Source organism: Pseudomonas sp. JE3303 (assembly GCF_056312565.1).
In genome coordinates this window covers 262,993-281,609 of record NZ_JBWGIF010000002.1, presented here as the reverse complement: position 1 = coordinate 281,609, position 18,617 = coordinate 262,993, and the positions used below count along the sequence as shown (strand labels likewise).

Here is an 18,617-nt window from a genome sequence, read left to right as displayed (position 1 = left end):
AAAAGCCCGTCATGCGACGGGCTTCTGTTCAGGCTGGCTGTTTCTTACAACGGTTTACCGCGATTTCCATGCTGGCTGACAAACGCCTGCACGGCCTTCAGGTCGTTGGCCAGCACCGTGCAACGTTCTTCCCGGCTGAACAGGTCCGTCAGGTGAGCCGGCAATTCCAGCGCCTTGCCGACGCCCGCCTTCTCCACCGCCTCGGGAAACTTGACTGGATGCGCGGTGCCCAGCACCACCATGGGGGTGTCGAGGCTGCGGCGGCACTCGCGGGCAGCCTTGACGCCGATCGCGGTATGCGGGTCGAGCACCTCGCCGGTGCTGGCGAAGACTTCGGCAATGGTTTCACAGGTCTGCGCATCATCGACGGCCAGCGAGTCGAACAGCTTGCGCGCTTCGGTCCAGCGATCCTGCTCGACGCTGAAACCGCCGCCTTGCTTGAAGCCATCCATCAAGCCGGCGATGGCGGCGCCGTTGCGGCCGTGCAGGTCGAACAGCAGGCGCTCGAAGTTCGACGAGACCATGATGTCCATCGACGGCGACAGGGTCGCGTGCAGGGTGTCCTTGACGTACTGGTTGCCACTCATGAAGCGGTGCAGGATGTCGTTGCGGTTGGTCGCGACGATCAGCTGGCTGATCGGCAGTCCCATGTTGCGGGCCAGGTAGCCGGCGAAGATGTCGCCGAAGTTGCCGGTCGGCACCGAGAAGGCCACCGAGCGTGCCGGGCCGCCCAACTGCAGTGCCGCGTGGAAGTAGTAGACGATCTGGGCCATGATCCGCGCCCAGTTGATCGAGTTGACCGCGACCAGGCGGGTGCCCTTCAGGAAGCCCTGGTCGGCGAAGCTGGCCTTGACCATTTCCTGGCAGTCGTCGAAGTTGCCTTCGATGGCGATGTTGTGGATGTTTTCACCGAGAATGGTGGTCATCTGACGGCGCTGGACTTCCGACACGCGCTGATGCGGGTGCAGGATGAAGATGTCGACGTTGTCGCAACGGCGGCAGCCTTCGATCGCCGCGGAACCGGTATCACCGCTGGTCGCGCCGATGATCACCACGCGCTCGCCGCGCTTGGACAGGATGTGGTCGAGCAGGCGCCCGAGCAGCTGCAGGGCAAAGTCCTTGAAGGCCAGGGTCGGGCCGTGGAACAGCTCCATGACCCACTCGTTGCTGCCCAGCTGGCGCAGCGGGGCAACCGCGGCGTGGGAGAACGCGCCGTAGGTTTCCTCGAGGATCTTCTTGAAATCGGCATCGGCGATGCTGCCGGTAACGAACGGACGCATTACCCGGAAGGCCAGCTCGTGGTACGGCAGGCCAGCCCAGGAGGCGATCTCTTCCTGGGTGAAGCGCGGCAGGTTTTCCGGCACGTACAGGCCGCCGTCGCTGGCAAGGCCTGCCAGCAGAACGTCTTCGAAGTTCAGGGCCGGTGCCTGGCCGCGGGTGCTGATATAGCGCATGAATGCAAACCTTCGGTCTTGAGTGCCGGCCGTGGCACGCGGCGACGGCCGGCAACTTGAATTAATTGAGCTGTTCGACGCGGATGCGCACGACTTTGCCAACCACGTCCTGCAACGCTTCCAGGGCAACGATGGCGTCGTTGATGCCCTGCTCGATCACCCGGTGGGTCAGCAGGATCATCGGCACCAGGCCATCCTGCTCTTCCGCTTCCTTCTGCATGATCGACTCGATGTTGATCCCGCGCTCGGACAGGATGCTCGCCACCTGGGCCAGCACGCCTGGGTGATCCTTGGCCTGGATGCGCAGGTAGTAGGCGCTTTCGCAGGCTTCGATCGGCAGGATCGGATGGGCCGACAGCGAATCGGGCTGGAAGGCCAGGTGCGGAACGCGGTTCTCCGGATCGGAAGTCATCGCGCGGACCACATCGACCAGGTCGGCGACCACCGAGGAGGCAGTCGGCTCCATGCCGGCACCGGCGCCGTAGAACAGCGTGGAGCCTGCGGCGTCACCGTTGACCATCACGGCATTCATCACCCCATTGACGTTGGCGATCAGGCGGTCGGCCGGGATCAGCGTCGGGTGCACGCGCAGCTCGATGCCACTGGCGGTGCTGCGGGCCATGCCCAGGTGCTTGATGCGGTAGCCCAGCGCCTCGGCATAGTTGACGTCGGCGGTGGTCAGCTGGGTGATGCCTTCGGTGTAGGCCTTGTCGAACTGCAGCGGGATACCAAAGGCGATCGAGGCCAGGATGGTCAGCTTGTGCGCTGCATCGATGCCTTCGACGTCGAAGGTCGGGTCGGCTTCGGCATAACCCAGCGCCTGGGCTTCGGCCAGCACGTCCGGGAAGGCACGGCCCTTCTCGCGCATTTCGGTGAGGATGAAGTTGCCGGTGCCGTTGATGATCCCGGCCAGCCAGTTGATGCGGTTGGCCGACAGGCCTTCGCGAATCGCCTTGATCACCGGGATGCCACCTGCCACGGCCGCTTCGAAGGCGACGATCACGCCCTTCTCGCGCGCCTTGGCGAAGATCTCGTTGCCGTGCACGGCAATCAGCGCCTTGTTGGCGGTGACGACGTGCTTGCCGTTCTCGATGGCCTTGAGGACCAGGTCGCGGGCAATGGTATAGCCGCCGATCAGTTCGATGACGATATCGATCTCGGGGTTGCTCGCCACGTCGAACACATCAACGGTAATGGGGGTACCGGTAATCTGGCAGTTCGGGTTTTGCGAGCGCATGGCTATCTGTGCCACTTCGATGCCGCGCCCGGCACGGCGGGCGATCTCCTCGGCGTTGCGCTGAAGTACATTGAAGGTACCGCCACCGACGGTCCCCAACCCACAGATGCCTACTTTGACCGGTTTCACTGTGAACTCCCCATGATACGGACGGCGCCTTGCCGACCGTGAAAAACAGCCGCTCCCCAACGGGAACGGCGTACTGATTCAAATTACTTGGCCTGGGCCAGCGCCAGCTTGGCGACCTGCGGTGCCGGCTGGTAACCCGGGATCACCTGGCCGTTTTCCAGGACGATGGCCGGGGTGCCGTTGACACCGATCGACTGGCCCAGCGCGAACTGCTTGCCAACCGGATTGGCGCACTTGGCAGCCTTGATTTCCTTGCCCTCGACCATCTTGTCCAGCGCCGCGCGGCGGTCGCTCGAGCACCACACGGCCTGCAGCTGCTCATCACCCGCCGAGCCAGGACCCTGGCGCGGGAAGGCGACATAGCGCACTTCGATACCGCGGCGGTTCAGCTCAGGCACTTCGGCATGCAGCTTGTGGCAGTACGGGCAGGTGGTGTCGGTGAACACGGTGATGTGGGACTTGGTTTCACCCTTGGCAGGATAAACCACCATCTCGCCAGCTGGAATGCCGTTGATGAGCTTGGCAACACCCTGGCGCTCGGTCTTCTCGGTGAGGTTGACCGGCTTGCCGTCCTGGATCTGGAACAGGTACCCCTGCATCACGAACTGGCCGTCGGCACTGGCGTACAGCACGCGGCCGCCCTGCAGCTTCACTTCATACAAGCCATTGAGCGGGCTGCTGGCGACGCTCTCCACAGGCACATCAAGCTCCAGCGACTGCAAGGTCTTGCGGATTGCCTGCTCGGCGCCTTCGGTGACGGGGGCCGGGGCGGCGGATGCAAAGGTACTGACCAGCGCCAGGGCGGCGGCGGCGAAAATCTGGGTCACGCGCATGGAGTCTCCTTGGAGGCGGACAGGGCCTGGGGCGTGGCGGGCGCAAGGTAAGCGCGGCCATCGTGCGGCCCTTGGTGCAAACCGCCCAAGACTAACACAACCGGCTGGTGCTGACCGACTCCCCACGTCAGGTGAACGATGATGAATTTCGTTCATCCACGGGGGTGGTGTTCGGCATGCAGTTGCTGCAGACGCGCCCGTGCCACGTGGGTGTAGATCTGCGTGGTCGACAGGTCGCTGTGGCCCAGCAGCATCTGCACCACGCGCAGGTCGGCACCGTGGTTGAGCAGGTGCGTGGCGAAGGCATGCCGCAGGGTGTGTGGCGACAGCGGTTTGTCGATCCCGGCCACCAGCGCCTGGTGCTTGATGCGGTGCCAGAACGTCTGGCGGGTCATCTGTTCGCCGCGCTGGCTCGGAAACAGCACATCGCTGGGCCGCCCATTGAGCATCTCGACACGTCCTTGGCGCACGTACCGCTCGATCCAGTTCACCGCCTCTTCGCCCATGGGCACCAGGCGCTCCTTGCTGCCCTTGCCCATTACCCGCAGCACGCCCTGGCGCAGGTTGACCTGGTCGAGGGTCAGGCTCACCAGTTCGGTCACCCGTAGGCCGCAGGCATAAAGCACTTCGAGCATCGCGCGGTCACGCTGGCCGATCGCCTCGCTCAGGTCCGGTGCCCGCAGCAGCGCCTCGACGTCCGCTTCAGAAAGAGACTTGGGCAGCGGGCGGCCCAGTTGTGGCATCTCGACCTGCAGGGTGGGGTCGAGTCCGATCAGCTTTTCGCGTAGCAGATAGCGGTAGAAGCCGCGCAGGCCCGAGAGCAGGCGCGCGGTGGAACGCGGCTTGTAGCCCTGGTCGAGACGCCAGGCCAGGTGATCGAGGATCAGCTCGCGGCCTGCATCGGGCAATGCCACATCACGGTCCTGCAACCAGCCGTTGAACAGGGCCAGGTCGCTGCGGTAGGAGGCGCGGGTGTTGTCGGATAGGCCTTTCTCGAGCCAGAGGGCGTCGAGAAACCGATCGATCAGGGGGTGGTCCAGGGCGGGCATGCTGAGGGTACTGAGGGGGATGGTCGGGCTAGTGTTTCATAATGAGGCCTGTACTGTCTCTGGGGGCCTCTTCGCTGGCAGGCAGTGCAAAACTTTCACGCCGGACTCCCTTTCCCCAGACGCAAAAAAGCAGCCCGAAGGCTGCTTTTCTTTCGCATGGTGGCCGAAGCTACCGGTCAAGCTGCCCTCAGGACAGTTTTTCCTTGATGCGAGCGGCTTTGCCGGACAGGTCGCGCAGGTAGTACAGCTTGGCTTTACGCACGTCACCACGACGTTTCACGGCCAGGCTGTCGATCTGCGGGCTGTAGGTCTGGAAGGTACGCTCTACGCCAACGCCGCTGGAGATCTTGCGCACGGTGAAGGCGCTGTTCAGACCACGGTTACGCTTGGCGATTACAACGCCTTCGAAAGCCTGCAGACGCGAGCGCTCACCTTCCTTCACTTTCACCTGGACGACGATGGTGTCGCCCGGGGCGAAGGCCGGGATCTCTTTGCTCATCTGCTCAGCTTCGATCTGCTGAATGATTTTGTTGGTCATGCTGTGCTCCTAAGGTAAATCGTCTGACTTACCATCGATACGTTAACTATCGTCCCGCTCGCGAATGTATTCATCGAGCAGCTTCTTCTCTTCTCCAGAAAGTGAGCGACTTTCCAGAAGATCGACGCGCCGTTCATAGGTCCGCCCAAGGGACTGCTGTAAACGCCAACGCCGGATGTGTGCATGGTTGCCACTTAGCAACACGTCGGGAACACGCTGATCCGCATACACCTCAGGCCGGGTGTAGTGCGGGCAATCGAGCAGACCGTCAGTGAAGGAATCTTCCTCCGCCGAGTCCACATGCCCTAAAGCTCCGGGCAGCAGTCGCGTAACCGCATCGATCAGAACCATGGCCGGCAGCTCGCCACCGGACAACACATAGTCGCCAATCGACCACTCTTCATCGACATGAGCCTGGATAAAGCGCTCGTCGATGCCTTCGTAACGACCGGCGATCAGGATCAGAGATTCCTGTTGCGCCAGGCCTTTGACCGCCTGCTGATCCAGCTTGCGGCCTTGCGGCGAGAGATAGATCACCTTCGCCGATGCTCCAGTCGCTTGCCTGGCGCTAGCCAGGGCATCTTCCAGAGGCTTGATCTTCATCACCATCCCCGGACCACCGCCAAAAGGCCGATCATCCACCGTGTGGTGGCGATCAGTGGTGTAGTCCCGCGGGTTCCAGCAGGTCACTTGCAGCAACCCCTGTCTTACCGCGCGGCTGGTAATGCCGTACTCCGTGATGGCCGAGAACATCTCGGGGAACAACGTGATGACTTCTACGCGAAGGTTACCCATCGGTTAAAAGTCCGCGTCCCATTCGACCCGCATCACGCCTGCTTCCAGGTCGATTGCCAGCACGCATTGCTCCGTATAGGGCAACAAGCGCTCGCGATCGTCCAGGCTGCCTGCGCCGGGCTTGACCACCATTACATCGTTCGCGCCGGTCTCCAACAGGTGATCAACCGTGCCGAACAGCTGTTCGTCCTGGTTGATGACTTTCAGGCCTACCAACTGGTACCAGTAGTACTCGTCGACGGGCAGGTTGGGCAAAAGGCTTCGCGAGATGCAAATCTCGTAACCGCTCAGAAGACGCGCTTCATCACGATCGTCGAGGCCTTTGAGCTTGGCGACCAGGTCCTTTTGAGTGGAACGGCCACTGACCAGCTCTACCTGCTTCACCACGCCTTCGCGCCGAAGCGTCCAGTTGCGGTAGTCCAGCAGGTTTTCAATCGGATCGGTAAAGGAGTAGACCTTCACCTCGCCGCGAACGCCGTGAACCGAAAAAATCTTGCCGACGACGATCAGGTCATCAGCTTTTTCTGGCGTCGCGCTCATACTATTCAGGCTGCAGCCTTGGCCGCTTCCTTCAGCAGCTGAGCAACACGCTCAGACGGCTGTGCGCCAACGCTCAACCAGTGAGCAACGCGGTCTTCTTTAACGGACAGACGAACTTCCTGACCACGGGCGATCGGGTTGAAGAAGCCAACCTGTTCGATGTGGGAGCCGTCACGCGGGTTACGCGAGTCGGTTACGGTCAGTTGGTAAAACGGGCGCTTTTTGGAGCCGCCACGAGCAAGACGGATGGTTAGCATTGAACATCGTTCCTGTAGTCGGTGCTGCAAATCATGATGCACAGCGGGCACACGGGTGCCCGAAAGGCCGCATATTCTCAAGGAATATACGGACTTTTGCAAATCCCTTTTTATGGATCACAAGGACTGCCTGCTGATCTGCGTTTCGGGCTGCCTGTACAAGGCAGCGGTTTACCCGCCGGGGCGGGTTCCGGTCATCGGCAATGTTGCAGGCCGACGACCTGAATCGGTTACATCTTGGGCATGCCGCCGCCAGGCATCATGCCGCCAAGGCCGCGCATCATCTTGGACATGCCGCCCTTGGTGGAAAACTTCTTCATCATCTTCTGCATCTGCTTGTGCTGCTTGATCAGCCGGCCGATGTCCTGCACCTGCGTGCCGGAGCCCATGGCGATCCGGCGCTTGCGCGAGCCGCTGATCAGGTCAGGGTCGCGCCGCTCGGCAGGGGTCATGGAGTTGATGATCGCCTCCATCTGCTTGAACTGCTTCTCGGCCGCGCCCTGGGCGTTGCCCATCTGCGACAGGTTGACCCCGCCGATGCTCGGCAGCTTGTCCATCAGGCCGCCCAGGCCGCCCATGTTCTTCATCTGCTGAAGCTGGTCGCGGAAGTCCTCGAGGTCGAAGCCCTTGCCCTTCTTGAGCTTCTTGGCCAGCTTGTCGGCCTTGTCCTTGTCGATGGTCTGCTCGGCCTGCTCGATCAGGCTGAGCACATCGCCCATGCCCAGGATCCGCGAGGCGATACGGTCCGGGTGGAACGGCTCGAGCGCCTCGCTCTTCTCGCCCATGCCGATGAACTTGATCGGCTTGCCGGTAATCGCGCGCACAGACAGCGCGGCACCGCCACGGGCGTCACCGTCGACCTTGGTGAGGATCACACCGGTCAGCGGCAGCGCATCGCCAAAGGCCTTGGCCGTGTTGGCGGCGTCCTGGCCGGTCATGGCGTCGACCACGAACAGGGTCTCGACCGGCTTGACCGCAGCATGCAGGTGCTTGATCTCGGCCATCATCTCGGCGTCGATGTGCAGCCGGCCGGCGGTGTCGACGATGACCACGTCGATGAACTTGAGCTTGGCTTCGCGGATGGCCGCCTCAGCGATGGCCACCGGCTTCTGGCTGATGTCGGACGGGAAGAACGTCACACCGATGTCGTTGGCCAGGGTTTCGAGCTGCTTGATCGCCGCCGGACGGTAGACGTCGGCCGACACCACCATCACGGACTTTTTCTTGCGCTCCTTGAGGAAGCGCGCCAGCTTGCCAGCGGTGGTGGTCTTGCCCGCTCCCTGCAGGCCGGCCATCAGCACCACGGCCGGCGGGGTGGCATTGAGCGCGAGGTCTTCGTTGGCCGCGCCCATCAGGCCTTCGAGCTCGGCCTGGACGATCTTGACGAACGCCTGGCCCGGCGTCAGGCTGCGCGAGACTTCAGTGCCGACGGCGCGGTCCTTGACCTTGTTGACGAAATCCTTGACCACTGGCAGGGCGACATCGGCCTCAAGCAAGGCCATGCGCACTTCGCGCAGGGTGTCCTTGATGTTGTCTTCGGTCAGCTTGGCCTTGCCGGTGACATGGCGAAGCGTCTGTGACAGGCGGTCGGTCAGGTTTTCGAACATGGTGATCCTTTCAGGCTCCGTGAAGCCGGGGTTTGTCAGGCGCCCTGCGCCGCGACTCGGCAGGCCGTGGGCACGGCAAGCTGGCGATTATAACGAAGACTGTGGCGCGCGCACACCATGAGCGCAGCCGCCGGTCTTCCTAGGCGCAGGCGTTCTATGCCAAACTCAGCCTCTTTAGGGTCTGCCTACCAGGACTTATGCTCTCCTTGTCACCCAGCCTGATCCCCAACCTGATCGCCGCCTGCCTCTACGCCGCCGCGACTTTCTATCAGGGCACCCGCCTGGCCAAGGGCACCCGCGCCGACAAACGGCTGCTGGGCGCGCTTGGCGCACTGGCGGTCGTCGCCCAGGGCACGGCCCTGTTCTGGCAGCTGCTCACCCCGCTGGGCCTGAGCCTGGACTTCTTCAGCGCGGCGAGCCTGATCGCCACGGCGGTCATTGCCCTGACGCTGCTGGCCTGCCTGCGCATTCCGGTGGAAAACCTGCTCCTGCTGCTGTTCCCGCTGGGCGCGGTCACGGCCTTGCTGTCGCAGTTCGCGCCGCCTGGCACGGTGCCGCTGATCAACGAAGAGCCTGGCATCCTCGCGCATATCCTGCTGTCGATCCTCGCGTATGGCCTGTTCACCATCGCCGTGTTCCAGGCCCTGCTACTGTTACTTCAGGACCACCAGCTCAAGCACAAGCATCCGTCGGGCCTGATCCGCAACTTCCCGCCCTTGCAGACCATGGAGAGCCTGCTGTTCGGCTTTCTCTGGACGGGCTGGTGCCTGCTGTCGCTCTCGCTGATCTCGGGCTGGCTGTTCCTCGACAACCTGTTTGCCCAGCACCTGGTGCACAAGACCCTGCTGGCCTGCGTTGCGTGGGTCGTGTTCAGCGTGCTGCTGTGGGGCCGCACCCGCCTGGGCTGGCGTGGCCACAAGGCCATCCGCTGGACCCTTGCCGGCTTCTGCCTGCTGATGCTTGCCTATTTCGGCAGCAAGCTGGTCCGCGAATTCATCCTGCACATCTGACGGCCCCGACATGGATACTCTGCCGTTTGCCCCATTGATCGGCACCCTGGTGCTGTCGCTGCTGTGGTCAATGCTGTTCAGCGCCGTGGATGCCGCGCGCCAGCAGCTGGTTGCCGCCTCACGCAACGGCGACGTGCCGGAACCTGTCGCCGCGCCCCAGGCCCTGGTGCTCTGCGCAACCCTGGGCAAGCTGCTGGTGCTGGGCCTGGCCTGCCTGATCGGCCAGCGCCACAGCGGCGAGCATGGGTTCTGGCTGGCGGGGCTGACGGCTGGCGCGGGGCTGCTGGTGCTGACCGAATACCTGCCGCGCCGGTTGGCCCGGCGCAATGCGCAAGCTTTGGTGAACCTGGGCAACAGCCTGTTGAAGCCGCCGCTTGTGTTGCTGCAACCGCTGGCCTGCCTGCTCGACGGCTGCGCCCGCCTGCTGATGTGCCCATGGCGCACCCGGTCCGCAGCCATGGTCATGCATCCTGAACATAGCGATGTCTATAACGGCGACGAGCCACGTGACGAACTGCGCCCCGGCCTGCTGGACGGCCTGCAGTCGCTGGACCGCATCACCGTCAACGATATCCTTGTCCCGCGCAGTGATGTCGACGGCGTCAACCTCGATGACCCCATGGAGCAGATCATCGAGCAGCTGATCATCAGCCGCCATACGCGCCTGCCGGTCTACCACAGCGATATCAACCAGGTCGAAGCGATCCTCAACACAAAGCTCATCAGCCATCTGCTGCCACGTGCCGAACTGACCCTCGAGAATCTTCACGCCGCCTGCTACGAGCCCTACTTCGTCCCCGAAAGCACCCCATTGCAGATGCAGCTGCTGAACTTCCACAAGCAACAGCGCCGCCTGGGCGTGGTGGTCGACGAATACGGCGAAGTGCTGGGCATCGTCACGCTCGAAGACATTCTCGAGGAAATCGTCGGCGAGTTCGAGGACGAGCACGGCATGGACAACCCGCACATCCATCCCCAGACCGATGGCCGATTCGTCATCGAAGGCGCCGCTTCCCTGCGCGATGTCAATCGCAGCCTGGGCTGGCACCTGCCCTGCGACGGCGGGCCCAAGACGCTCAATGGCCTGGTCACCGAAGCGCTCGAAAGCATACCGGCGACTGCCGTATGCCTGAAAATCGGCCGTTATCGCATGGAAATCCTTGAAACAGAGGACAATTGTGCCAGCCGCGTACTGGTGTGGACCGTGACCCGATAGTTATACTCGGCTCACGCTTACCCAGCCCTGCCGTGTCGCCCGCTACCCGCACCTGGCGTCGCACGGCCAGTCCGCACGACTGACACGCCGTTTTGTGGCCCTGCTTCACACCCCGATCAGTGCCCCTCTTGCCCCTACCCCCCATGGGCATTCGTCCAGTCCAGCGACCTACAACAATACGCTCCGGCGTCTGCGTGCCCGTGCCTGCCTGGGCCGTGCGCAGGCCATGCCCAGTGAGCACCATGACTGTCAGGGACTTACGCATGATAACCACAAGCAGCTATGCCGATGCCACTCCGGCCCCGGTCAACTCGCCCACGCGCGTGGCCACCGCCAGCTTCATCGGCACCGCCATCGAATTCTACGATTTCTACGTCTACGCCACCGCCGCTGCCCTGGTGATCGGCCCGGTGTTCTTTCCTTCGGGGTCAGGCACCGCGCAGATGCTGGCGGCATTCATGACCTTTGGTATCGCCTTTCTCGCCCGGCCGCTGGGCTCGGCGCTGTTTGGTCACTTCGGCGACCGCATCGGGCGCAAGTCGACCCTGGTCGCCTCCTTGCTGCTGATGGGCGTTTCGACCACCTTGATCGGCGTGCTGCCAGGCTATGCCAGCATTGGCGTCTGGGCGCCCATCATTCTGTGCCTGCTGCGGTTCTGCCAGGGCCTGGGACTTGGCGGAGAATGGGGCGGTGCTGCCCTGCTGGCCACCGAAAATGCCCCGCCTGGCAAGCGCGCCTGGTTTGGCATGTTCCCCCAACTGGGTCCGTCGATCGGTTTCCTGGCGGCCAACGGCCTGTTCCTCGGCCTGGCCCTGGGCCTTAGCGACGAGCAGTTCCGCGAGTGGGGCTGGCGCATTCCGTTCCTGCTCAGTGCCGCGCTGGTGCTGGTGGGGCTGTATGTGCGGCTCAAGCTTGAGGAGAGCCCAGTCTTTGCTAAAGCCGTGGCACGCCAGGAGCAGGTGAAGATGCCTGTCGTGGACGTGTTCACCAAGCACTGGCGGCCGACCCTGCTGGGCGCCGCGGCGATGGTGGTGTGCTATGCGCTGTTCTACATCTCGACGGTGTTCTCGCTCAGCTACGGCGTGTCGACCCTGGGCTACAGCCGTGAGACGTTCCTCGGATTGCTGTGCTTCGCGGTGGTCTTCATGGCGTTGGCGACCCCGCTGTCCGCCTGGCTCAGCGACCGTTACGGGCGCAAGCCGGTGCTGGTCGTCGGCGCACTGCTGGCGGTGGCCTCAGGCTTCACCATGGAGCCGTTGCTGACCTCGGGCTCGACGACGGGAGTTGCCGTTTTCCTGGCGCTCGAGCTGTTTCTGATGGGCGTGACGTTTGCGCCGATGGGGGCGCTGCTGCCGGAGCTGTTCCCGACGCACGTGCGTTATACCGGTGCCTCGGCTGCATACAACCTGGGCGGCATCGTCGGGGCCTCGGCGGCGCCGTTCTTCGCGCAGAAGCTGGTGACCATGGGTGGCCTGAGCTGGGTGGGCGGGTATGTGTCGGCCGCGGCCGTGTTGAGCCTGGTGGCGGTGTTGTGCCTCAAGGAGACACGCGACACGGCGCTCTAGCAGCGCCGCGCAACGTGCGGGAACGAGCTTAGAGCTCTACCTTCACCGCCTGGGAAGCACGGGTCGCCTTGGCCCGTGCCGCTTCGATCGACTCGTCACGTGCCAGGCACACGCCCATGCGGCGCTGGCCGTTGACCTCGGGCTTGCCAAACAGGCGGATCGCGGTGTCCGGCTCGCTCAGCGCAGCGCCCAGGTTGTCGAAGGCCGTCTGCTGCGACTGTCCTTCTACCAGGATCACCGCCGAGGCCGAAGGGCCGAACTGGCGAACCACCGAGATCGGCAGCCCGAGAATTGCACGGGCATGCAGCGCGAACTGCGACAGGTCCTGGGAGATCAGGGTCACCAGGCCGGTATCATGCGGGCGTGGCGAGACTTCGCTGAACCACACCCGGTCACCCTTGACGAACAGCTCCACCCCGAACAGACCACGGCCACCCAGTGCATCGGTGACCGCCTGGGCGACACGCTCGGACTCGGCCAGCGCCTTGGGGCTCATGGCCTGGGGCTGCCAGGATTCCTGGTAGTCGCCCTTTTCCTGACGGTGGCCGACCGGCGCGAGGAACGTGGTGCCGCCAATGTGGCGCACGGTCAGCAAGGTGATTTCGTAGTCGAAGTCGATGAAGCCTTCGATGATTACCCGGCCCTTGCCCGCGCGGCCGCCTTCCTGGGCGTAATCCCACGCCTTGCGCAGGTCATCGGCACTGCGCAGCAGGCTCTGGCCCTTGCCCGACGAACTCATCACCGGCTTGACCACGCAGGGGTAGCCCACGTCATCGACCGCCTTGCTGTAATCCTCGAAGGTGTCGGCGAAGTGGTACGGCGAGGTCGGCAGGTCCAGCTCTTCGGCCGCCAGGCGACGGATGCCTTCGCGGTTCATGGTGAGTTGGGTGGCGCGCGCTGTCGGCACGACGGTGAAGCCTTCGCTCTCCAGTTCGACCAGCGTCGCGGTGGCGATGGCTTCGATCTCAGGGACGATATAGTGAGGCTTTTCGGCCTCGATCACCGCGCGCAGGGCAGCGCCGTCGAGCATGTTGACCACGTGGCTGCGGTGGGCGACTTGCATGGCGGGGGCGTCGGCGTAGCGGTCCACGGCGATTACCTCGACGCCCAGGCGTTGCAGTTCGATTACCACTTCCTTGCCCAGCTCGCCACAGCCACAGAGCAGTACACGGGTCGCGGTCGGCGACAATGGGGTTCCGATACGGGTCATTTCAGGTCCTCGAAGGCTTGCGGGGGCTGGCCGGGTGGGGGGCAGCCGCTGGAAGGGCGGGTATTCTAGCAAAATCCTTCAGGGGCAAGAGCAGGAGCGCAAGCCTCAAGGCATGCACATCGCGGACCAGGACAGAATCCCGCAAACGCCCCCCCTACAGAGTCCCGCTACCCAAAGCCCCCTTCCTCCCCCGCCAGACCATAACCCCCCAAACCACCGTAACCCCAGCAAACTTCGAAGCCATGGCCGTCCCCACCACAACCGGCGTAAGCGCCCCGATCATCCCGAAGAAGATAAACGTATCCACCGGAATACTCAGCGCCGAACTCAACCACAGCCGGTCACGCAAGGGCCGCCGGGTAACACTGAACACCAGCCAGTCGATCAGCTCGGAAATGGCGAACGCCGTAGCACTGGCCAATGCAATGGCCGGCTCGGAAGTGACGTACGACAAGACCAGCGCCGCCAGCATGGCAACCAGCGCGCCATGGCCATAACGGGTCTGCACCATGTCGCGCAGGATGAACACCAGCCCGCCCCAGGCAGACCAGATCACATCCAGATGGGGGGCGCTGGAAAACGCGTAGTTGATCAGCACTACGCTGCTTATATAGGCAATCAGAAAGAACATGGGCGTCAACCGTCGGGCAAGCCGCACAGGTTACTGCAGCATCCACCCTCGGCCAAGGGTCACTGCAGCAGGATCAGCCCTGCGGCCAGCGCCCGCTCATGACACAGGCGCAACACGTCCCGCCGCTCGAGGTTGTCCATCCGGCCCCAGCGGGTGATCTCGGCCACGGTGCGCTGGCAGCCAGTGCAGATGTCCTGCTCGTCCAGCGCGCAGATGCTGACGCAGGGCGAGGCGACCGGGCGGTCCTGGGCAATCATGATCAGTCCTCCTGCGGTGCAAGGTCGCGTGCGTAACGCTGGGCGTTGTGCACGTAATACGCGGCACTGGCTTCGAGCATGCGCTTTTGCGCGTCGCTCAGCTCTCGCACCACCTTGCCGGGCGAGCCCATCACCAGCGAACCATCGGGGATTTCCTTGCCTTCGGGGATCAGGGCGTTGGCGCCAATGATGCAATGCTTGCCGATCCTGGCGCCATTGAGCACCACCGCGTTGATGCCGACCAGGCTGTAGTCGCCCACGGTGCAGCCGTGCAGCATGGCGTTATGGCCAATGGTCACGCCCTTCCCCAGGCTCAGCGGTGAGCCCATGTCGGTATGCATCACGCTGCCGTCCTGCACGTTGCTGTCTTCGCCGATGTCGATCAGCTCATTGTCGCCGCGCAGCACGGCGCCGAACCAGACGCTGGCGCGCGCCTGCAGGCGCACCTTGCCTATGAGCGTGGCGTTGGGCGCAGTCCAGCTGGTGGGATGGGTTTCGACCCGCAGGTCGCCCAGGCGATACTTCATGCAATGCTCCTCAGGATACGGCGGTGCCGGCAGGTGAGACCCTGCTCAAATGTTGATGAAACGCTCGGGCGGCTGGTGCAGGCTGATGCGCGCGTCATACAGCAGGTTGACCAGCTCGACGATCATGATCGCCGACAGTCCCCAGATCTTGTATTCGCCATAGCGGTAGCTTGGCACATACCAACTACGCCCTTGATAGTCGATCCGGTGCGTGTGGTCACGCGGATCCTGGCGGAAGAATTCCAGCGGCACGCTGAACACTGCCGAAATCTCGGCATCGTTGGCGCGGTATTCGACGTAGTCGGGGATCAGGCCGACGAACGGCGTCACCTTCAGGCCATGCAACGAGATCAGCGGGCTGAGCGGGCCGAGCACCTCGACCAGCCCCGGCGGCAGGCCGATTTCTTCCTCGGCTTCACGCAGCGCGGTGAACACCAGGTCCGGGTCTTCAGGGTCCCGGCGCCCGCCGGGAAAGGCCACCTCGCCGCCATGGGTGGAGAGGCCTTGCGCGCGCAGGGTCAATACCAGCTCGGGCTCTTCGCTGCGGGTGATGGGCAGTAGCACCGCAGCCTCGGGAAAACGGCGATCCGCCTCCAGGGGAGCCGGGGTATGGTTGCTCATTCGGCGAAGAAGCTCGTCCAGCATTGCGCACTCTCGTTCCAGGGCCTGCCCTGCATGATGCACCAAAGCCGCGAGGCACCCAAGTCCTGCTTGGAAGCGGCTTGCGGGACAACCGTCAGGCACGCCAAGATAGCCCGACACTACAGGAAGCAAAGCATGAAATTCTGCAGCGCGTGCGGCCAGCCAGTGATTCAGCGCATCCCGGATGGCGACAGCCGCCTGCGGTTCGTGTGCGAGCACTGCCATACCATCCATTATCAGAACCCGAACATCGTCGCGGGCGTGCTGCCTACCTGGGGCAGCCGTGTATTGCTCTGCCGGCGTGCCATCGAGCCGCGCCGGGGCTACTGGACCCTGCCAGCCGGCTTCATGGAAAACGGCGAGACCCTGGAACAGGCCGCCCGCCGCGAAACGGTCGAGGAAGCCTGCGCCCGGGTGGGCCCGGCAAGCCTGTACCAGTTGTTCGATTTGCCACACATCAACCAGGTGCACGTATTCTTCCGCGCCGAACTGGCTGACCTGGACTTTGCCGTGGGCATCGAAAGCCTCGAAGTAGGCCTGTTCGAGGAAAACGAGATTCCATGGGACGAGCTGGCTTTCCGCACCGTCACGCGTACCCTAGAATGCTACTACCGCGACCGTATCGAGCAGCATTACCCCATTGGCAATGAGTACCTGCCGCCGATGAACGTCTCGCCGTCCAAATCCTAAGTCTTCGGGGTCCCGATTTCATGCGCTGGTTGCTTGCCCTTTTCTGCCTTGCCGTGGCTTCGGTGTCCCAGGCGGCCTTCACCGAAACGATCATCCGCAAACCGGTGGATGCCCAGCAGCCGGGTACGACGCGCATGTCGAGCATCGACAAGGTGCTGGTGATCAAGTCCGAGCGCCGCCTGCAGTTGATCAGCCGGGGCGAGCCGCTCAAGACCTACCGCATCTCGCTGGGCAAGCAGCCCCAGGGCGCCAAGGAACGCGAGGGCGACAAGCGCACTCCCGAGGGCTTCTACTGGCTCGACTGGCGCAAGGTGAGCGACCGCTACAACCTGGCCATGCACGTGTCCTACCCCAACATCACCGATTCGGCCAAGGCGCGCCGCGAGGGCATCGAGCCCGGTGGCATGATCATGATCCACGGCACCCCTATGGACGAGGAGTACCCGGAATGGTACTTCCACACCCTGGACTGGACCGAAGGCTGCATCGCCATGCGCAACGATGACATGCGCGAGGTCTGGAGCCTGGTCAAGGACGGGACGATGATCGAGATCCGCCCCTGACGTCCTACAGCGCCTCATGTAGGACGTAGGACGCGCCCTACCCGGAATAGTTACCATCCTGACGCAAGGTTCAGCTTGCGCTCGCATCCAGCCGGCCATCGGTGTTTTTAGAATCCACGCAGACGAGTAGCCCACTCGTGCACTGCGGGATTCTGCCATGCCCAAGCTACCCAAGCGCCGCGCCAGCTGGCGGCTTCACTGCCTGTTGCTCGGCCTTTTGCTCGGCCTGCCGATGGCCCCGCGGGCCCTGGCCGATGACCTGGCCAGCCAGCCACTGCGCGACCAGCAACGGCAGTTGCAAAGGCTTGAACACGAGCAGCGCATGCGTCAATGGGAGCGGCGCGGGCGGGACATCGAGCCGCAGCCTGCGCGGGAGCTGGCCACGACAGACGCCAAATGCTGGCCGGTCTCCGGCGTGCGCCTCTACGGCAACCGGATACTCTCGGCGCAGGTGCTTGATGGCCCGGTGCGGCTGGCGCTGCGTCCCTGCATGGATGTGGGCGCCATCAACGGCCTGCTCAAGGGCATCACCCAGCGCTACGTGGAGGCAGGCTACCCGGCCAGCCGGCCGCTGCTCCTGCGCCAGCCCAGTCCCGGCGCGCCGCTGGATATCCGGATCGTCGAAGGTTTTGTCGAGTCGATCGAGCTGACAGACCGCGACCAGCCCTTGTCGTTGCGCGGTGCATTCCCGGGGCTGCTGGGCGAGCCGTTGTACCTGCCCGACCTGGAGCAGGGACTGGATCAGCTCAACCGGCTGCCGGGCTTTGAGGTGGGCATCGACCTGCTCCCAGGCGAGCTTGAGGGCGGCACGCGGGTGATCGTGCAACCGCAGCGGAGCGCACGGCGCTGGCGCTTCAACAGCACCCTGGACAACCTCGGCAGCGACTACCTCGGCATCCACCGGCTGTACTCCAGCCTGTCGATCGACAGCCCCTTCGCGGAAAACGGCAGCCTCCGGCTGATTTTCCACAAGACCGCAGGCGGGGCCTTGGGCAGCAGTGCCGGCCCTGCGTTTCGCTACGATGTTCCCTACGGGCCATGGAGCTTCGCGCTGACCGCCATCGCGGTCGACAGCCAGGCCATCACGCGCAAGCCGCGCCACGTTCTGGAAGGAAACACCCGGTCGTATCAGCTCGATGTGGAACGGATGCTGTGGCGCAATCAACGAGGCATGCTCAGCACACGCCTGCGGCTCAACCACAAGCAGCTCGATAACCGCATCGACGGCGCACGCACCGGCAACCAGAGCGCCAGGCTCAGCAACATCGAAATGGGCCTCAACCTGCTATGGCTCGAAGGTGGCCTCTGGAATGCCTACATAGGCGTGGCGCAAGGCGTGGACTGGTTCAGGGCCGACCGGCAGGCCACGGCGGACTTCGAGCCGCTGTATCGCGGCTACCGCGCCAACCTGATGCATCTGCGCCAAGGACCGCCGCGGCGCCCCTGGCGCTGGCAGAGCGAGCTCGACCTGCAATACAGCTCGGACCCTCTCCCGACCGCTGACCAGTTCTACATAGGTGGCAGCAACGCCATCCGGGGTTTTCGCGAGTCTCCCGATTCACGCACCAGCGGCGCCGCATGGCGCAACACCCTGAGCTACCCCCTGCCCCTTTCGCTTCCCGGCGCTCTGGAGTTGCGCCCGCACCTGAGCGTGGATCACGGCCGGGCCCGCGCGTCCCGGACACAACCTTCGCAACGCCTGACCGGCGCCGCCGTCGGCATGACCCTTACCCTCCCCGGCAGCCACCTCACGCTGGACTACCAGCGTCCACTCCATGCCAGCGGCAAACGCCGCCAGGACCTCGATCCAGGTTACTGGGTACTGCAATGGGCACTGACTATCTGATCAACCAACAAGAAGAGAGAA

20 protein-coding genes are annotated in these 18,617 nt (G+C 63.7%); 6 read left to right on the top strand and 14 right to left on the bottom strand.

All coding sequences use genetic code 11. The annotated features are described in order from the left end of the window. Positions 1-44: 44 nt before the first annotated feature. The 9 genes from thrC to ffh all read right to left on the bottom strand — a co-directional run bounded on the left by thrC (position 45) and on the right by ffh (position 8,439). On the bottom strand, positions 45-1,454 hold the full coding sequence (thrC, locus tag AC0ZZU_RS04725; RefSeq protein WP_476339385.1) for a threonine synthase: 1,410 nt from the start codon (positions 1,452-1,454) through the stop codon (positions 45-47). Positions 1,455-1,515: 61 nt separating this feature from the next. After that, the gene (locus tag AC0ZZU_RS04720; RefSeq protein ID WP_476339384.1) at positions 1,516-2,820 is read right to left on the bottom strand and encodes a homoserine dehydrogenase; all 1,305 of its coding nucleotides are present in this window, start codon (positions 2,818-2,820) and stop codon (positions 1,516-1,518) included. An 83-nt stretch (positions 2,821-2,903) separates the two neighbouring features. After that, positions 2,904-3,653, bottom strand: coding sequence for a thioredoxin fold domain-containing protein (locus tag AC0ZZU_RS04715; protein WP_158459528.1), 750 nt, complete (start codon positions 3,651-3,653; stop codon positions 2,904-2,906). A gap of 152 nt (positions 3,654-3,805) precedes the next feature. Then, positions 3,806-4,702 (bottom strand): site-specific tyrosine recombinase XerD, encoded by an 897-nt coding sequence (gene xerD / locus AC0ZZU_RS04710; RefSeq protein WP_476339383.1) that lies wholly within the window; start codon positions 4,700-4,702, stop codon positions 3,806-3,808. A 187-nt stretch (positions 4,703-4,889) separates the two neighbouring features. Then, positions 4,890-5,240, bottom strand: coding sequence for a 50S ribosomal protein L19 (gene rplS / locus AC0ZZU_RS04705; RefSeq protein WP_158459526.1), 351 nt, complete (start codon positions 5,238-5,240; stop codon positions 4,890-4,892). A gap of 42 nt (positions 5,241-5,282) precedes the next feature. Next, a complete protein-coding gene (gene trmD / locus AC0ZZU_RS04700; RefSeq protein WP_158459525.1) occupies positions 5,283-6,035 on the bottom strand; it encodes a tRNA (guanosine(37)-N1)-methyltransferase TrmD in 753 nt (250 codons plus the stop codon). Positions 6,036-6,038: 3 nt separating this feature from the next. Then, on the bottom strand, positions 6,039-6,575 hold the full coding sequence (gene rimM / locus AC0ZZU_RS04695; protein WP_158459524.1) for a ribosome maturation factor RimM: 537 nt from the start codon (positions 6,573-6,575) through the stop codon (positions 6,039-6,041). Positions 6,576-6,580: 5 nt separating this feature from the next. Further along, on the bottom strand, positions 6,581-6,832 hold the full coding sequence (gene rpsP / locus AC0ZZU_RS04690) for a 30S ribosomal protein S16 (RefSeq protein ID WP_158459523.1): 252 nt from the start codon (positions 6,830-6,832) through the stop codon (positions 6,581-6,583). Between the two features lie 230 nt (positions 6,833-7,062). Further along, on the bottom strand, positions 7,063-8,439 hold the full coding sequence (gene ffh, locus AC0ZZU_RS04685) for a signal recognition particle protein (protein ID WP_476339382.1): 1,377 nt from the start codon (positions 8,437-8,439) through the stop codon (positions 7,063-7,065). A 197-nt stretch (positions 8,440-8,636) separates the two neighbouring features. Here ffh and AC0ZZU_RS04680 point away from each other — a divergent pair, with 197 nt between their 5' ends. The 3 genes from AC0ZZU_RS04680 to AC0ZZU_RS04670 all read left to right on the top strand — a co-directional run bounded on the left by AC0ZZU_RS04680 (position 8,637) and on the right by AC0ZZU_RS04670 (position 12,230). Next, the gene (locus AC0ZZU_RS04680) at positions 8,637-9,449 is read left to right on the top strand and encodes a cytochrome C assembly family protein (RefSeq protein WP_476339381.1); all 813 of its coding nucleotides are present in this window, start codon (positions 8,637-8,639) and stop codon (positions 9,447-9,449) included. Positions 9,450-9,459: 10 nt separating this feature from the next. Continuing rightward, positions 9,460-10,665, top strand: coding sequence for a transporter associated domain-containing protein (locus AC0ZZU_RS04675; protein ID WP_476339380.1), 1,206 nt, complete (start codon positions 9,460-9,462; stop codon positions 10,663-10,665). A 263-nt stretch (positions 10,666-10,928) separates the two neighbouring features. Then, complete coding sequence (locus AC0ZZU_RS04670; RefSeq protein ID WP_476339379.1) at positions 10,929-12,230, top strand: MFS transporter; 1,302 nt, start codon at positions 10,929-10,931, stop codon at positions 12,228-12,230. 28 nt (positions 12,231-12,258) lie between these two features. Here AC0ZZU_RS04670 and purT read toward each other — a convergent pair whose 3' ends face one another. The 5 genes from purT to AC0ZZU_RS04645 all read right to left on the bottom strand — a co-directional run bounded on the left by purT (position 12,259) and on the right by AC0ZZU_RS04645 (position 15,500). Then, complete coding sequence (gene purT / locus AC0ZZU_RS04665) at positions 12,259-13,440, bottom strand: formate-dependent phosphoribosylglycinamide formyltransferase (RefSeq protein ID WP_476339378.1); 1,182 nt, start codon at positions 13,438-13,440, stop codon at positions 12,259-12,261. Between the two features lie 154 nt (positions 13,441-13,594). Further along, complete coding sequence (locus tag AC0ZZU_RS04660; RefSeq protein WP_476339377.1) at positions 13,595-14,071, bottom strand: preQ0 transporter; 477 nt, start codon at positions 14,069-14,071, stop codon at positions 13,595-13,597. 59 nt (positions 14,072-14,130) lie between these two features. Further along, complete coding sequence (locus AC0ZZU_RS04655; RefSeq protein ID WP_158464840.1) at positions 14,131-14,328, bottom strand: DUF1289 domain-containing protein; 198 nt, start codon at positions 14,326-14,328, stop codon at positions 14,131-14,133. A 2-nt stretch (positions 14,329-14,330) separates the two neighbouring features. Continuing rightward, positions 14,331-14,855, bottom strand: a complete 525-nt coding sequence (locus AC0ZZU_RS04650; RefSeq protein ID WP_476339376.1) for a gamma carbonic anhydrase family protein — start codon at positions 14,853-14,855, stop codon at positions 14,331-14,333. Positions 14,856-14,900: 45 nt separating this feature from the next. Continuing rightward, positions 14,901-15,500 carry a CoA pyrophosphatase gene (locus AC0ZZU_RS04645; protein WP_476339375.1) on the bottom strand — a complete coding sequence of 200 codons (600 nt, stop codon included), beginning with the start codon at positions 15,498-15,500 and terminating at the stop codon, positions 14,901-14,903. Positions 15,501-15,632: 132 nt separating this feature from the next. Here AC0ZZU_RS04645 and AC0ZZU_RS04640 point away from each other — a divergent pair, with 132 nt between their 5' ends. The 3 genes from AC0ZZU_RS04640 (at position 15,633) to AC0ZZU_RS04630 (ending at position 18,596) form a co-directional block, all read left to right on the top strand. Beyond that, positions 15,633-16,187 carry an NUDIX hydrolase gene (locus tag AC0ZZU_RS04640; RefSeq protein WP_476339374.1) on the top strand — a complete coding sequence of 185 codons (555 nt, stop codon included), beginning with the start codon at positions 15,633-15,635 and terminating at the stop codon, positions 16,185-16,187. Between the two features lie 20 nt (positions 16,188-16,207). Then, positions 16,208-16,750 (top strand): L,D-transpeptidase family protein, encoded by a 543-nt coding sequence (locus tag AC0ZZU_RS04635; protein ID WP_476339373.1) that lies wholly within the window; start codon positions 16,208-16,210, stop codon positions 16,748-16,750. A gap of 157 nt (positions 16,751-16,907) precedes the next feature. Further along, complete coding sequence (locus AC0ZZU_RS04630; RefSeq protein WP_476339372.1) at positions 16,908-18,596, top strand: ShlB/FhaC/HecB family hemolysin secretion/activation protein; 1,689 nt, start codon at positions 16,908-16,910, stop codon at positions 18,594-18,596. Positions 18,597-18,617: the final 21 nt, after the last annotated feature.